The sequence below is a fragment of the Candidatus Nitrosopumilus sp. bin_68KS genome (genome assembly GCF_054095825.1).
Genome location: NZ_JBSWSP010000004.1, coordinates 1 through 16,152 on the forward strand (window position 1 = coordinate 1; position 16,152 = coordinate 16,152).

17 protein-coding genes and 1 pseudogene are annotated in these 16,152 nt (G+C 29.7%); 4 read left to right on the plus strand and 14 right to left on the minus strand.

Translation table 11 applies throughout. The features are described 5' to 3' along the window. The 4 genes and pseudogenes from ACW9W3_RS00945 to ACW9W3_RS00960 all read right to left on the minus strand — a co-directional run. A pseudogene (locus ACW9W3_RS00945) lies at positions 1 to 182 on the minus strand (DNA-binding protein); the annotation flags it as partial. A 40-nt stretch (positions 183 to 222) separates the two neighbouring features. Further along, a complete protein-coding gene (locus tag ACW9W3_RS00950) occupies positions 223 to 471 on the minus strand; it encodes a hypothetical protein (protein WP_457764304.1) in 249 nt (82 codons plus the stop codon). Between the two features lie 154 nt (positions 472 to 625). Then, a complete protein-coding gene (locus ACW9W3_RS00955; protein ID WP_457764305.1) occupies positions 626 to 2,041 on the minus strand; it encodes an ATP-dependent nuclease in 1,416 nt (471 codons plus the stop codon). A 121-nt stretch (positions 2,042 to 2,162) separates the two neighbouring features. After that, on the minus strand, positions 2,163 to 3,296 hold the full coding sequence (locus tag ACW9W3_RS00960; RefSeq protein WP_457764306.1) for a hypothetical protein: 1,134 nt from the start codon (positions 3,294 to 3,296) through the stop codon (positions 2,163 to 2,165). A gap of 129 nt (positions 3,297 to 3,425) precedes the next feature. Between ACW9W3_RS00960 and ACW9W3_RS00965 the strand changes: the two genes are divergently transcribed. After that, the gene (locus tag ACW9W3_RS00965; protein WP_457764307.1) at positions 3,426 to 3,572 is read left to right on the plus strand and encodes a zinc ribbon domain-containing protein; all 147 of its coding nucleotides are present in this window, start codon (positions 3,426 to 3,428) and stop codon (positions 3,570 to 3,572) included. A 1-nt stretch (position 3,573) separates the two neighbouring features. Continuing rightward, positions 3,574 to 4,470 (plus strand): HEPN domain-containing protein, encoded by an 897-nt coding sequence (locus ACW9W3_RS00970; RefSeq protein WP_457764308.1) that lies wholly within the window; start codon positions 3,574 to 3,576, stop codon positions 4,468 to 4,470. 34 nt (positions 4,471 to 4,504) lie between these two features. On the opposite strand, the gene ACW9W3_RS00975 is transcribed toward ACW9W3_RS00970, so the two are convergent. From ACW9W3_RS00975 to ACW9W3_RS00990, 4 genes are all read right to left on the minus strand, one after another. Then, on the minus strand, positions 4,505 to 5,500 hold the full coding sequence (locus tag ACW9W3_RS00975) for a hypothetical protein (RefSeq protein ID WP_457764309.1): 996 nt from the start codon (positions 5,498 to 5,500) through the stop codon (positions 4,505 to 4,507). A 57-nt stretch (positions 5,501 to 5,557) separates the two neighbouring features. After that, positions 5,558 to 7,765, minus strand: a complete 2,208-nt coding sequence (locus tag ACW9W3_RS00980; protein WP_457764310.1) for a hypothetical protein — start codon at positions 7,763 to 7,765, stop codon at positions 5,558 to 5,560. Continuing rightward, positions 7,758 to 8,264 carry a hypothetical protein gene (locus ACW9W3_RS00985; RefSeq protein WP_457764311.1) on the minus strand — a complete coding sequence of 169 codons (507 nt, stop codon included), beginning with the start codon at positions 8,262 to 8,264 and terminating at the stop codon, positions 7,758 to 7,760. The genes ACW9W3_RS00980 and ACW9W3_RS00985 overlap by 8 nt, the downstream gene beginning before the upstream one ends. A gap of 325 nt (positions 8,265 to 8,589) precedes the next feature. Beyond that, positions 8,590 to 9,225, minus strand: a complete 636-nt coding sequence (locus ACW9W3_RS00990) for a hypothetical protein (RefSeq protein ID WP_457764312.1) — start codon at positions 9,223 to 9,225, stop codon at positions 8,590 to 8,592. A gap of 502 nt (positions 9,226 to 9,727) precedes the next feature. On the opposite strand from ACW9W3_RS00990, the gene ACW9W3_RS00995 reads away from it, so the two are divergent. Further along, a complete protein-coding gene (locus ACW9W3_RS00995; RefSeq protein ID WP_457764313.1) occupies positions 9,728 to 10,165 on the plus strand; it encodes a hypothetical protein in 438 nt (145 codons plus the stop codon). Here the strand turns inward: ACW9W3_RS00995 and ACW9W3_RS01000 are convergent. Continuing rightward, positions 10,162 to 11,238 (minus strand): tyrosine-type recombinase/integrase, encoded by a 1,077-nt coding sequence (locus tag ACW9W3_RS01000; protein ID WP_457764314.1) that lies wholly within the window; start codon positions 11,236 to 11,238, stop codon positions 10,162 to 10,164. The two genes, ACW9W3_RS00995 and ACW9W3_RS01000, sit on opposite strands and share 4 nt — an antisense overlap. Before the next feature lie 96 nt (positions 11,239 to 11,334). Between ACW9W3_RS01000 and dinB the strand changes: the two genes are divergently transcribed. Continuing rightward, positions 11,335 to 12,429, plus strand: coding sequence for a DNA polymerase IV (dinB, locus tag ACW9W3_RS01005; RefSeq protein WP_457764315.1), 1,095 nt, complete (start codon positions 11,335 to 11,337; stop codon positions 12,427 to 12,429). A gap of 9 nt (positions 12,430 to 12,438) precedes the next feature. On the opposite strand, the gene artG is transcribed toward dinB, so the two are convergent. From artG to ACW9W3_RS01030, 5 genes are all read right to left on the minus strand, one after another. Next, positions 12,439 to 13,356 carry a thaumarchaeosortase gene (gene artG / locus ACW9W3_RS01010; protein WP_457764316.1) on the minus strand — a complete coding sequence of 306 codons (918 nt, stop codon included), beginning with the start codon at positions 13,354 to 13,356 and terminating at the stop codon, positions 12,439 to 12,441. A 264-nt stretch (positions 13,357 to 13,620) separates the two neighbouring features. Further along, positions 13,621 to 14,307 carry a DUF6338 family protein gene (locus tag ACW9W3_RS01015; protein ID WP_457764317.1) on the minus strand — a complete coding sequence of 229 codons (687 nt, stop codon included), beginning with the start codon at positions 14,305 to 14,307 and terminating at the stop codon, positions 13,621 to 13,623. A gap of 6 nt (positions 14,308 to 14,313) precedes the next feature. Then, on the minus strand, positions 14,314 to 14,454 hold the full coding sequence (locus tag ACW9W3_RS01020) for a hypothetical protein (RefSeq protein ID WP_457764318.1): 141 nt from the start codon (positions 14,452 to 14,454) through the stop codon (positions 14,314 to 14,316). A gap of 278 nt (positions 14,455 to 14,732) precedes the next feature. Further along, entirely contained in the window at positions 14,733 to 14,918 is a 186-nt protein-coding gene (locus tag ACW9W3_RS01025) for a hypothetical protein (protein ID WP_457764319.1), read from the minus strand. Further along, positions 14,915 to 16,087 carry an SDH family Clp fold serine proteinase gene (locus ACW9W3_RS01030; protein ID WP_457764320.1) on the minus strand — a complete coding sequence of 391 codons (1,173 nt, stop codon included), beginning with the start codon at positions 16,085 to 16,087 and terminating at the stop codon, positions 14,915 to 14,917. The genes ACW9W3_RS01025 and ACW9W3_RS01030 overlap by 4 nt, the downstream gene beginning before the upstream one ends. Between the last annotated feature and the right edge of the window lie 65 nt (positions 16,088 to 16,152).

Here is a 16,152-nt window from a genome sequence, read left to right on the forward strand (position 1 = left end):
GGTTCAGGTTCTGGTGTTGGTTCAGGTTCTGGTGTTGGTTCAGGTTCTGGTGTTGGTTCAGGTTCTGGTGTTGGTTCAGGTTCTGGTGTTGGTTCAGGTTCTGGTGTTGGTTCAGGTTTAATTCTAGAGTCAAATTCAGACAAAATGTCTTCAGCATCTTTTGATTTTTTAGGGTCGCTCAATTTTGAATTCCTGTTATAACAAAACTTTCTCCGGCGTTTATTAATTTTTCAGGTTTTGCCCATCAAGATAGTCTTCAAGTAATTTTTCAAGATCATCTTCATTACTAGCTTTTCTTATTTTCTCAACTAAATCTTCTTGTTCAATCTCATAGCAATTTAAGACATCTTGAGAATCTTTGAAAACCAGCATTGCTTTATTTTTAAAAATACAATGATATAGTTTTTCTTTTTCCATTTTCTCTGGTTTTAAATTGACTCCATTTTCATCTGCAGAAACCGGATAATCCATAAAATTATGACACAGCATCAGTATTTAGATGAATCAAGTCAACTATTCGTAAGTATTTTTCAAATTCAACATAACATACACTCATCAGTATTTTGAGTATAGAAATGAACATAGTTATTTGTTTGAATTGGAATTTTGTCTAAAAAATAAAAAATTATGATAACGGCCAAATAACATTAAGTAAATCATCACCTAAAAAAGATGCAAGTTCGCCCGTAGGTCTTTGTTTTCCAATATTTTTTCCCACTCTTTCTTGCCAAGTCAAATTATCAGGATCTAACTCTTTTGCAACATTATGAATAATAGGTTTAAAATCAGCATTTTGTTTATCAGATAATTTATCACCGATATTTAATTTCTTTAGTTTTTCTGATAACAAGGTTTTATCAGGCATCATACTTTCTAACACTTCATTAGTGAAATACAAATTTTCAGATTCATTACAAGATAATTTAATAAATTTAATAAAATTTTGAGCAGTAGTTTTCATCTTTTTATCACTGTCCAACAATGCACATCCAAAAATATTATCATGATCATAACAACTATTGAATAATTTTTCAGCGAATTCTTGATAACGGTAAATTTCATCACCATTACATGGAAAAACATATGCATTAAAAGAATGACTTCTAGTAGCAGTTTGAAAAATTAAAGATTCGTCAGATCCTTCGACCAACAATAAAGGAATTTCATTCAAAGTTCCCATCAAAAATTTACCATTTAAAAACAATTCAAAATCAATCATTTTATCATTTAATTTTTTAGCAAATAATTGTTTTTTAGAACGATCTAAATGTATACTTCCAATATTTTTATGTAATAGACTCAAAGTAGTCATAAAAATTATACTATGAGTAGCAATCAAAAATTTAACATTATATTTTTTTTGTAAGTTTGAAATAAGTAAAGCAAGTCGTTCTTGCATTTGAGGGTCTAAATGCAAATCAGGCTCATCAAACAGTATAACACCTTCCTCATTATTCAATTTCCAATTTGCAATTTGAGTTAATAATAAAATGCAAATAGATACTAATTGAGATTCCCCACTACTTAGTAAAGATGAGTTTATTCCTTCACCATCTTTAAACACATCTAATCTAGATGCCATTGTATTAAATTCAATTTTATAGTTTGGAAAAAATGTACTAACTTCATTTAAAATATAATCAGATGTTAAATCAAATTTGAAATCTTTGTTATATCTATGCCCAATTTTACTGAATAAATTGTTAAATTCCAACAAAGCATATTCGTTAAAATTTGCCACATAATTTGATTCACTAAATTGCATATTATTTTGTTGGGATTGAATATTAGATGGATGAGTGTTAGTTATTTCAAATTTACCAGTTCTTTCAGGAAGAATATAAAATGCGGAATATTTAAAATTGAAATCTTTACTTTGTGTTGTATTTGTGTTCTTCACTCGATTAAGTGTTTTAAGATAAGTGCTTTTTCCACTGCCATTTTTTCCAAAAATTAATGTAATAGGCATCAAATTTTTTAATTCCCAAGTATGCTTAATGTAAGATAATTCTAAAGGTGGGATATCATAAACTTCAGACAATATTAAAGAGTATAAGTCTAGAAATAAAAATATGACAGATCGTTAAAATCACTAACAAATTTGAGAGAAAGGAGACAAAAAATAACGATACAGAAGATATTTCACGTATTTTCGCACGAGGCTAACCCCAACCAAATTTGTGCGAGAGAGGTTTTGATTTGTCCAGAGTTTTATAGCCATCATCTAAAAGTTTTAACATATTAGAGATAGTGAATTTAAGAAATTTTTGACATTCTTGAATATCATCATCAGATATACAAATACTAGTAGGTTGATGCACACTCAAATTCCTTTTTTTGTAAAGTTCAACTAATTTTTGCTGTATCAAAGCATTATTGGATTCATTTAAAATATCAGTTATTCTTATAGAAATTTGCTTTCGAATATCTTGTCGTTCACTCACAACTAAGGATTCTAATCCTGAACATAATGCAATCAATCTTAAAGGTAAAAATGAAATGGTTAATGATGTACCAAACATGCAAGTCGCTCTTTTTATTCGAGCTTCAAGATCTGTAGGAGATTTTTTCTTAAAAATATCGGATAATTTTTTAAATTCATTTTCATAGATGAGATCATATCTACCATGTCCTTGTATATTCTCAAAGCGTTGAGTAAAATCCCCATATGCCGCATCAACATAATGTCTATCAAATAGGTCTACAACAATCATGGTTGAATGTATGTTAGATTCGAATAAGTATCGCAAAATATTCATATTTTGTTCGATGATTTCCTCTGCATGAGCCATACATTTATCATAACCTATTCCTTTGACAACAATTTTTAAAAAAAGAGTTTGTTTGAGTTCTTCTATCCTATATTCTTGATCTTCAGAATATTCATTTTTTTCTATAATCTTAGTCCATTCTAAAAATTCGTATGCAACTCGTTTTGGCAGATCAGTAAATGCATAACACCTACATTTTCCAAGTGAAAGATTTTTGTTAAAATTATACATTTTGGGAATTTGAAAATAAAAATTAAATGTTTCAATAGTGCATAAATTCTGAATAATTTTTTCAGTGAATTCTTTTTGAGTTAATTCATCATGATACAATCTATTAATTTGTTTGAAATAATCATCTTTGGTAACTAATTCAGAAAAAATTTTATTTCGTTTTTTAAGATAATCATATGTTTTAAAAATTCGATCTTCCCAATTCTGATTCTTTTTTCCTTTAAATTTCCAAATTTTTTCGTATGATGAGTGTACAATATCATTTAGTTCTTTTTCTTTAATTCTTTTTTTCATTGAATTTTATTACCATACATATTAAAAATTAATTTGTATTTTATAATTATTTGAATAAACTACTAAAGTCACACCTTTCTTAAAGATAAATTCGAAAACATTACTAATATCGATAAAATAACAGGTTTAATGTCCTGGGCAGCTTTAGCATTAATTCTTGGCGCAGCTGGACTCTACGCAATATCACAAGATAAGCGTAGATGTCCATACTGTGGAGCATTTGTGAAAAAAAGTGCAAGAAGATGTGCTAATTGTAGATCAAATATTGGAGATTAATATGATTGATTATCGTGATTTTTTACAAAAAGCAGAATACGATTTAGAGCGTACAACAATGTTATTTGAAATCGGGGATTATGGATTTGCTGCTTATTCAATACAACAAGCATTAGAAAAATATCTTAAAGCATATCTTTTGAAATTTAATTTAGTTAACGATGTACACAAATTAGGACATTTACAATATTTTGAAATTTTAAATGAAGCCATTAGCATATTAGAAAATCAAAAAAATGTTGAAGAAGATGAAGAAATTATCAGAGTCTTAGAAGCAACAATCAAACATTTTTCAACGTTGCAATTAACTTTTAAAAAAGCAGAAAAATCATTTGATTACAAAATTCTTTTTTGGAAGAGCTCACTAGGTATAACCTTAAACAAAAACGAACAAAACATTTTGAATGGAATTAGAGTAAAAAATGATTTAAGTACAGAAAAATATCTTGCTACGCTTCATAATTATTTAGGATCAACATCATTTTTAACCAATTTATTAAAAAAGAAAATGCCAGATAAACTAAAATCAAAACTTCCTCTATTTATTGTGGATTATCTTAATGCATTAAAAAACAATAATCCAGAAAATGCAAAAATAATTTTAGATAAATTTATGCTTGAGATCAGACCATATCTTTATGGAAGTGGTCCAAATTCTTTATCTAAAGATGCAACCGATTTTATGATAAAAATGAAAATGATCGATACTGCATTTGAATGGTATGAATATGGATTATTGACTTTTCCCCATCAAGAAATAGGCAGATACCCCACAATAATTGAGAATACCAATTCAGAGTTACTTTATGAAGAAAATAAAGAAAACCTATTGCAACTAATACAATCAATCACAATAATTTGTAATAAAATTAAAACTGCATTGTCATCTACATTTTGAAAATAATATTTTTATCAAATAATAATCAGAGATTTTATTCATCTTGATTTCGAATTTTCAATATGTTTTGAGGTAAAATTAGAGAAACACCTGAAAAAACCATACCTATTCCTATGCCTAAAAATGCATATCCTTGAGAATTTCTAGAATCTGCTTTTTGTTCATCCACAGATTTACTAATTTTGCTAATTTGTTCATTAAATTTTTCAGTCTTTTCATCAACAATATCAGGTAACGAAAAAGGGCTAAGTCGATGTTCATATTGATTGGATTCTAATTTTGCAGAAAACTGAACTAGGTATTTACCTGCTTTTGAAAATTCCCCCACATCTGTTGCTTGAAGATTGTAAATACATATTTCCTGATCAACAACGCATTTTTCGTATTTTGTTGTGTTTATTTGTAGAGAAAACATCGGTCCATAACCCAATGTAGGGATTCGATCTAAACTTTTTGTAATTTGTCTAAACGCTGATGGATCATTTTCATTTGTAAAGAAATCCTTCATATCTTCATGGAAAATGTGAATAACTAGTTCTTCAGGAATTATTTTTGATTCGACCGTCACATCTAATCTTTTTTCAATGCCTTCTAGAAGAGGTCTATCATCATTACTAATAATCTCAGCGCGTATCATCCACTCACGTAATGGTTCAGGATCTTCAAAATCAATTCTTGTTGGAATATCAATTGAATAATTTCGTTGTGCAATATCTTCTTTTAACAAATTAGAAAATTCCATTATAATCATCCCTCCAGATATGAACATGGCACCAATTCCAAGAGCCATAATTCCAATGACTATTCGACTTTCATGATTAATTTTATGTGTTACCGTATCTTTATTTCGTTTTTTTGGAAAAATTTTTTTAGATATTTCTCCAATAAAAACAGCAATACTTATCCCAATAATCATCACAAACAAAGTTGATTGAGGGGAATACTGTTCAGATGTCATAAAAAATAACAGAGTAACAAAAACAACAACAATACAAATAGTAGTCAGTATTCCAAAATTATTATTATTCATAAGATTAATTTAGATTTTTTCTTCAAGTATATGAAGTTATGAAGGATATATTCAAATCTAAATATCAGGATTGTCAGGATTTAATTTAGAAATGTGTGAGTTGACTATCCTAGCAAATCCATTTTCATCAGTAAGAGTTATAGATAATTTGATTTCGCTAGAAAATTTCACCGCTTTTTTACCTTCTTCAATATCAGAGATTGTAATTTTTACAACATCTAATGTATCCAATGCTTTGTAAATTACAGATAATTGAGTAGAATCATAAATGATGATATCTGTAAAATCAAAATTTTTCCATGAATTAATCATATACAATGTAGTTTCATCATCAACTTTCAGACCACGTTCTGGATAAAACATAACATGTTGTTTTTTCATTAATTCTGTTTCAACATTTAATGGGATGAAAATGGTATCAGGATGAAATCCTTTTCTTTTTAATTCAGTTGTTTTTGATTGAATTTGTTTTAGAAAGTCATCACCATCTTCAGCAACGGGTTTAATATTTTTCTTAATTTTTTTATAAATTTTATAGATTTCAATTATTGCTAACGAAGAAAATCCCATGTCATTGAAAATATGAGCAATTATCCCTTGATCAATGAATGAATCTCTTGGAACATTTATTTCAGATTGAATAACTTCACAATCTGCATCTAAAATATTTGTATCATAATTTATTTGGGCAATTTTTTCTATTTTTGAACCTTTTTTATATGAACCAATTATTGATTGTTGTTTAAATTCTTCAATTTTCTGATTGTTTAGTTTACTATACAACACTGTATTTTCAGTAGTTTTTTCTTGTAAATTTTTCAAACCAATTAATTTCTTTTTAATTTCATTCATTCTATTTTCGATTGTATCGGTCTCATCCAACCTTAAGACAGACAGAAAATCATTTTTGTTTAAAATAATATTATCAAGTACTTCTAAAAATTTGTCTGTGGGTAATTGGGATGCATATTCATAATAATAACGACTTTTGTATTCTTCATTTTTTGCATTCCATTTAGTTATATCGTCTTTTGACGGTAAAGAAATTGTTTTATTCAGTTTCAAAAGAATCATAACATAATATTCATAACGATATTTAGAATAGTTGAAATTATCAAAATGATCTATTTCATCATATATACTAGAACCAATTCCAGAATAAATAGCGAATAATGTATTCCAATCTATGGAATCAGACACGGGTGTTTTGTTAATATAGAAAGATCTTTCATCTCCGCTACTTTGGTAATACCATAATTTTTCAAGATATTTTTTATATCCCATTCCTTTTGAAATAATATACGTACCAATCCTAAAAAACACACCGAACAGTTTTGAAGAAATAATAAATTCGCCAATTTTATTATGTATTTTAGTAAGAATTTGAGTAATTTTTTCAACATCTTCAGACGAATCTTGTTTTTGTAAAATTAATTCAAAATATTCATGTAGTTTTTTTATAAAATCAGGTATTTTTGAAAGATCTCTAACGCATGTACGAGATATTAGAAAATTTAGTTCTTCAAATTTCTCTTGATAGTCTCGATCTATAAGACCATAATAATGAGGATATAATTTGTAAACAATGTCATTTGCAATATCAACTGGATCTTTGAAAGAAAAATTATTACTGAATGAATCCATCACATCGCTAAATGTTGCAAAATCATTTTCGTCTATTATCATTTGAACAATTCTAAAAATATGATAAGTGATGAAATCATTCAAATAATTAGAATCAAACTTTTGTTCTAAAATTGCAAATTGTGGAACAGATACCAGGTGTTGAATTAGTAGAGATTTATCTAATTGCGAACCTCTTCTCAATGCATCATCCATTAATTTCCAATAAAATGAGCCTCGATAACCCCTAGTTTCAAATAAAATTTGAATGATGAACCAATTATCATCCCCCTCTAGCGCTTTAGTTAAAATTCTAGATGAATGTAAAATCAAATGTCTTTTGATTTCTTCATTTTCGTATTTTAATGCCATATCAAAAATACGAATTAATTCCTTTGAGACATATTTTACATATTGATTTGGTGAACTTTGTCTGGAAAAAATAGGATCATCTTCGACTTTGTAAGTAGATTCATTATTCTTTTTTAATTCTAAAAATTCTAAGGCAATTTTTATTAAATTATCTATTCCTTTTTTACTAATGTTATTTTTATCTTCTTTTACCCCCTTTACGGAAATATCACCTAGTGCTTCAATTAATTCAGCAGCAACTAAATCTTGTGGATGGATTTCTTTAGCCATGTTCCTCAACATTTCTAATGTGTTCAAAGACAGTTTCCATTATATCATCCATAAAATCATATGGATTAACAAGTTTCATCATATCATGATATTGTCTTACAAACAAAATTAATGAAATAGAAAAACCATTGATAATAACTAATGAAATAATAAACGAAGTGTAAATAGGTACAAAATTTAAAACGAATAGACTAAGTGATGAAAATGCAACAATAATTATCCATGCAGAAAAAACATAGTGAGGATGTTTTTTTTTCAAATAGCTGTCTAGAGCATTAATACTATAATTTTGACCAATGTTTGAAATTACCATTTGAGTTATAAAAAACGAAATTGCTAAGATTGCACCAGATGCAGTAAGAATTGTTGCAATAACATTAAAAAAATCATTATTTTCCCATTTCTGTTCATTGAAAAAACATCTTTGAGAACCATCAGGGATTTCTTGACACTCAATACCAAAATTTACAATGACAAAGATTGTTGTTACAAGAACCATTGTTAGAAGTACTCCTATAGTGATTTTTTTATTAGAAAACTTTCTAAATTTATTTGACAATGTTATAACTCAACTTATAGAATAATTTGTCTTTTTTAAGCCATTCTTCATGTTTTAATGAATTACAATTAAAACATCAAAGGTTTTCATCATTTATAATTACAATAACAACATTCTTGTCACCTAGGGAGTTTTTGGATTTACATAACCTTAGCATCAAAAGAAGCTAAGGTTGATCGGTGGTTTCACACCCATGCCTAACTAAATAATTTCTTTAAAAAATAGCTCAATAAAGCTCATTGTTTCATGCCTACAAATATTATGATTATTTAGGATCTTCCAAAAAATACCCTAATTCATCAAATTTTCTACGACGAATTATCCTATTTCCTTTTCCAAGTTTTTCACTTTTCCATTGAGCATAATCAGAGCATTGTGCATCTAACGCTCTTCTAACTGCTTGTTCACTACCACGTCCTCCAGTTTGTTTTATTAGTAAATAATGAATATTTTTGAGCATTTTATTGTAAGGAAATACAGAATAACCATTTGTTTTTGGCAGTTTAGATTCCAATTCCATTAAAGTTAGTTTGTTTACAATAAGATTGATATCGCCTTCTTTTAATTCGTCTATGTCCTTACCTGTTTCTGCATATTTTTTTCTCCCTCTCTCACACAGAGACTCAGCATCAATCTCATTTTGCATTAATTTTTCATTTGCTTTAATTTGCCAATCAGAGTTTCTTTTCTTTTTTTCATTACATTCTAGATGACATAGAAGAAGATTTTCAGTTCTATTATCTACAGGATTGTTGTTTGCATGATCAATTGTTCTTCTTAATGAAGGAACGTCATTAACAAATGGCATCAAACAATAAAAACAAATATCTCCATCTCTTTTCTGAATTATAGGAATTTTGTAATCTTTTTGTGTTGCAGTAAGCGTATTTGTGTAAACCATACACTACACCATATTACTTGAGTGAGAGACAAAAATGCAAATAAAATTATTCAGATCCATAGATATTTTCCATTTTAATAACAAATTTAGAAAAACATTCTAACTTAATACATGAATCACAAATTTCATAAGTTTTTTCGTGTTCAGCAACCAAATAAGTTACAAGAAATTTTGGTACTCCATCACAGCAATGAAATATTAATTCATCCATTAACATTCAACTCTTTAAATCTACGGTTACAGTCAGAACAGTATTCAAAACAAAATAACAAATCACATATTACTTCATCATAAGATTGGCCAAAAACCCCTAGTGTGCTGAGATGTTTTTTTGTGCTGTCTTTTAGTTTAATTGTGCCCACAGTAAACTGAAATGACTGGTAATACTTAATACACTTGGTGTATCGTTACAGAACTGTAACACTTGATAAAACATGACTATGAAAAAGAGATTCTAGACGTACTTGCCTCCAATCAAAATTTTATCATTGGATTTAATAATTTGCGTAAAGCGGGCAAAGGTAAAGGTTTTCATCCAAATATATTGAAAGAATATCTCAAACAGATGGAATTAGAAGGCCTGATTACAGTTGAGAAAATTGGAAATAAATTAAAAATTAGTCGGGTTGATCAGGATTTTGAAAAAAAGATTAAATCATTTTTGAAAAACACAGAAAAAATAGAGACACGAAGTTTCAAAAAAACAAATAATGAAGAAAATTTTATCATAAACTTAGAATATTTCTCAAACATGCTAGAAAAATATCGAGAATTAATTTTAGGAGAACTATTTGCCATATGTGTAATTTCTAACAAATACAAAATACAAGAAATAGAAAAAGCCAAGGAAAGAATACTAGATTTAATGATAGAAAAATTTGGCAGGTTAGAAGATGATGACAAGCAAAGAATGCTTGATCGCCTGTTAAATAGATATTAATTTTGTTTTTGAGATTGCTCCATTCTTTGTTTGTCTGCCCACAATTGTTCAACTTTGCTAACAGCATCTTCTAATTTTATTTTAGTTTGTTCAAGTTCAGATTTATCACTCTCTAGTTTTTCAATTTTAACTTTTTGTATTTCTGATTGGTCAATAGTTAAATCAGCAATTCCTTTCTTAAACTCTTCAAAGAGTTGCGCAGGTGTTATTTGTAAATAAGTACCATCAAGGCCTTTTTTATGTCCCATCATCTTCTCAATTGCGTTATCATTTACCTGATTGTTTAGTTTGAGAATAGTGTTGAATCTTTTTCTAAATCCATGTGCAAGCTGTTCTGCATATCTACCGTTCTTTTTTTGTCCTCTCAATGAAGCATTAGATACTGCTCTATGAAGAATTTGTTGTGCTGAATTAGTAGATAGAGATTTGGCTTTGATACTAGCTAACTGGTATCTTATCCTAAATATTGGAGTTTCATCATGGAATATTTCACCATTTTTCTGTCTTTCAATAAAATACAATTCCAATGCTTTACTAGACTCTGGTGTGAGAAATGTGAAATATTCTTCTGTTGAATCTTCGTAGATTGTAACCATTTTACATCCAAATGACATATCTCTAAGATGTTTAATTTTCAAATCAACCAATGCCCCTATTCTACAACCAGTAGATGCAAGAAAGTGAATTACTGCTTTATTCCTAATTTGAGGTGTGACCTTTAACATTAGTTCAATATCTTTGGTTTGATATGCAGATGAACCAGAACGTTTTATCTTAGATGGATAGAGTCTTTTAATTTTACGCCAATTTAGATCAACATCATTTGTTTCAAGAAAGGTCTTGATAGGATTGATATACGTTGGAATCGTATTAGGATTGATGATTTTTTTAATATGAATTACATAAGTTTCAACCATCATTTGAAGATCGGATTGTTTAAAATTTAGAATACCATCAAAATCATGGATTTTGTGATAGTCTTTGAACATAGATACTAGTTGTGTGTATTTCTTGCGCGTATGTTCGGATTGCAATGACTCCTGAAACATGATTAAACTATGCTGATTTTTCATACTGAGAATATGTAAGTCTAGTAAATAATTACGAGTATGGTCAATTATTTAGATGAATACACAATATAGTAATAATCAAGACAATATGAGAAAATATTGGAAACAAGAGTAGTTTTCCACATAGATTTTGATTATTTTTATGCTCAGTGTGAGGAGACAAGATCTCCAGAATTAAAAACAAAGCCAGTATGTGTCTGTGTTTTTTCAGATAGAGGAGGCGATAGCGGCGCAATTGCTACAGCAAACTATACTGCAAGAAAATATGGTGTAAAATCAGGAATTCCAATTTCATTTGCAAAAAAAAAATTAGAAGGTAGAGAAGATGCAGTGTTTTTACCAGTAGATTTTGACTTTTATTCAGAAATTTCACAAAAAGCAATGGAGATCATGAGGTCTAACGCAGATATTTTTGAATATGTTGGAAGAGATGAAGCATATTTAGATGTAACAAAAAGAGTGGAGGGTGATTTTAAAAAAGCAAGTCACCTTGCACAACAAATTAAAAATTCCATTAGAGAAAAAATTAAACTGAGTTGTTCAATTGGAATTTCACCCAACAAGTTAATTTCTAAAATTGCATCAGACTTTAGAAAGCCAGACGGTCTCACAGTTGTAACTCCAGATAATATGGAGGAATTTTTAGAACCACTAAAAATAAGGTCAATTCCAGGAATTGGGAAAAAAACTGAAGAGAGGTTTATCGAAATGAAATTAGAAACCATACAAGATTTAAAAAAATCAGATATTTTTTCTTTGAATAAAGAGTTCGGGAGAAAAAGTGGAACTTACATCTACAACGCAATAAGAGGGATTGATAATGAACCAGTCAAAGAAAGAGAAGCAAGCATACAATATAGCAAAATTTCTACATTGAAAAAAGACTCAAAAGATTATCAATTTTTGTATGAAAATATTGTTGAATTATGTAAAGAAGTACATGATGTTTTAATGAAAGATAATAGAATGTTCAAATCTGTTGGAATTCATATTGTTCAGTCAGATTTGTCAACTAAATCAAAATCAAGAATGCTCAAGAACCCAACAAAAAATCTTGAAGAATTACAAAAAAATGCTGTTCAATTACTAAAAGAAGCCTTAGAAAACCAAAAAGATACTATTAGGAGATTAGGTGTCAAAGTTTCAGAGCTTTCAGAAGTTCAAGGTCAAAGTAGCATTACAAATTATTTTTAAATATGAAACTTATTGTTCAAGTTTTTTCATGCGTCTTGATTCTATCAATATCACTATCAGAATAAATGCAAATAGCCATGGCAAAAACATTATTTCACCGGCAATTTTGTGATATTCTTCCCATGCCACAGGATCTGTTGTTACTTTAAGAGCATACCAAGATAATGAAAAAATTCGAATTAGATTAACAGTGATTGTGCCTATTATTCCTAAAACAAAATACATTACTTTTCGAGGTCTTGGAATATTCAATTTTAGCATGAATGCACCAATGACTAATGAAAAAATGATAATGCTATGTACACCGGCAGATGGCCAGAATACTTGTAAAGCCATAGAACCATGGTCTCCTCTCAGGAACATCACATTATCTTTTGCTACGGCAGTTCCAAGATCAAGAGCTGAGATAATCCACACGTTTGCTTGAACAAAGTATGGAACAACATATTGTAGAGGACCCAAAGTATCGTATGGGAAAAATGCATCAAGGGAGAGAATTATTGCAGTGCCAGTTAGAAAGATTGGTCCAGCTGGGGCAATTCTAATCCATCGCTTTCCAAAGAAAATCGTCAATGCAGCTACGACAAAAATTGCCATGACAACAAAATCCCACATCCATGTCCACGAATAGATTAATTGTACATCAAACTGTTCTGCAGATTCAACAATGAAATCCCTAAGACCATATTCTAATGAAATTAGATACGCTATGGTTAGAAGGGCCATAGGAATAACTGAAAGTAATCGTTTTTTTGATATGACAATTTTAAGACCGATTAATTCAGCTACTATGAAAACAAGGGCAAAGAAATAACCGCCACGACCTTCATTCCAACTCCAAGCTATAGAATCAGGATAAGCAATCATTGAAAAAAGAATTGGACTTGCAATTATAATAATTCCAAAAATCAGCATCCAATTCTGCATTAGTTAAACCTGAGAAATGGCAAATAAATAGCTGAACTTTGCAAACATTTTAAAATTTATTCATTAATTGAAATTGGAAAAAGTCCCTAATCTTCATTATCTTCTATTTCATCTGCCTCAGGATCTCTCCTACTTGGCCTTATTGGAACAAAAATGAATGTCATAGTAATAATTCTGATGACTTCAAGATACATTCCAAGGTTGCAAAAATTTGCCTATTTGGTCTATGTTTGATACTAAAATCTACTTTTGACAGCAATTTCATCAAGTATTATGGATAGGAGTATACAGGTCTATTCTTTTGATAGAGTCTTCTGACAGATACAATTCTTTAATGCTGGGAGTTTGTTCTTCCAAATACGTCCACGCATCATTTTCCCATTCAGCTGGTTCTCCCAAAGTAAGTTCTTTCTTTTCCTTGTTTCCAGTAGAAGCCGTCTTGATATAACCAGATAATATGTGAGAGCCATTGTTATAGACTGCATGAATTTTTACATAATTACTAACATTGCGTTTAACAAATTCATCCCATGCACTTCCAGCAAATTTGTCTTTGTATATAGTGAATCTTATCGTAACACCTACTGCAATTCCAATTCCTATAGCTAAGCCAAAAAGAATAGCTATGATGTCAGGATTTGTGGCATGAGTTCGAATTTGATCAATACTCGTAATGTCAACCCCATCAATTCCCAAATTAGCTAGAAGTACAATCAGACCTACACTTCCAATCAAACTGTACACAGTATAAAGAAATTGAGTAAGGCTTACTTCATCCTTGAGAAACCAAGTGATGATTTTAAGAGTGATAAAACCAGGAATGATTAATACAAGAAATACCCAAATGTCAGACACAGTACCAAGACTTGCAGCAGCGTCAGGTGTTTTTGATAATTCCTTTGCTACTGCAGACGCTATGTCCTGAATAATTTCAGGTGTAAAATCAGCCAATTAATCTCATCCCTTAGCTTTTGGTTTAGGTTTTGATTGAGAAGCGGTAGACGTAGTCGGAGGGGTTTTACGAGGATCATCGCCAGAAGGACCATTAGATTGCACACCTTCTTTTGCAACTCTGAATACTTTTGCTTTCTTTGTCATGCTTAATCATAAAGATTAGACTATTTCAATATTTATCGAATTCATAATATACTATTATAAGAATTTGGTATTAACTAAAATTTTCAATGACCAAAATATTGTGAAGCATATCAGATCTTACAAATACTCATAACCACTGTTTGCCTATTTAGTGCATATTTGATACTAAAATCTACTTTTGAATTATCACGACATAAAAATAATATAGACGGACAAATGGCAAATTATACTAACAACATAATTTTAGAATCAGCAAATTAAGAAAATTTTATCAAAGTTTAGGAATTGGAAAATATTGAGAATTCATCATCAACTGTGTCATTCAAAACATCACTTAATTCCCGTATTACTAAACTTTGCTTCAAGACATCATTGATATCTATAGTTTGAAGATCGATCTGCTCATCTAAAGATTCTTGTAATTTGGTTTTCAAAATCGTGTACGTTTGTTCAGATTCAGTCATACTATCTCCTTTTTCGTTTGTGATTCTATTTGAATTTTTAGTTCAGAAATGTTGTGTTCTTTGTCACAAATAGGGCATTTGATCGTATTGGAATCTTTAGTGAGCAATATAACACCTTCAGGAACTGGAATATCTTTTTTAAAATTAGCCTGCATTTTAAAACTAGATGAGCAGAATTTACAAGAGAGATCAAAGGAAACAGAATCTCCGATTGCACCTTGTAGAGGGACGGCATTAGGTACGGGGGTATTAGATACGACATGACGATAGATTTGAGAATCAGGTGTTTCGAATAATTTGTAGAGATTTGAACCTTCAAATGTCATTCTCAATAAAGTATAGTAACTAGTTATGGCATTATCAAGTTCAGCTTGTTTAGAATAGTCAAAAATTTTCAATTGCAGGTCCTCCAAGTCTTTAATTCTAATTGAACGTCCATGTGTTAACCAAGTAGTTTGGGAAGTGAGTTTATTGGCAATTTCTTCTGCACGACTATTTCGCTCAGATTCAGTAACATCTCGTCCATCTGAATGTTTTGTCCAAAATTTGAATTTGTAATTGGCAAGCCAGTCTGTGACCAATTTTTTTGAGAAACATTGTGCATTTTCACAATGCTGAATTTCACCAGGGGAAATATTTTGTAATATTGGAATGTATGCAGCATTTAATTTTCTAGTTTTATCAACTACTCTTTTAATGTCCTCAATACCTTTCAAAAACGCATCTGCAGAATATCTTTTTCCATTTGCCAATGTGATTTGTGCATCAATAGGACCTAATCCAGATGTACTTCCCATCAATATTTCATCACCTGCCATTGCAAAGATGGTTCCAGCACTTTTTGCATATCCAGGAATTATAATTCCCACATGTTCATATTTTTCCCTGATCATTTTAACAATATCTTCAACTACTTCTGCAAAACCACCAGGAGTTTCCAAAATAATATCAATCGCAGAACCATGAAGATTTTGTAATTGATCATGGACAGGTAAAATATCTGTATAGTCAATAGAGATCGGGGCTCTGCCTTTGGATAAATCAGATGCTATTACTAACACATCACGTTTATCCCGTAGTTCAGAAATTTTTTTCAGTAATTTTTTTCTCTCTAAGTTAATTGAATCAATATCTTGTAAAGTATTCAAATAGTCCGCATAAACACCCATGAAGTAACATGTTATTTTGAGAATTTAATACTTACCATTAACTAGTAGAGTTATAGGAGTCTTTT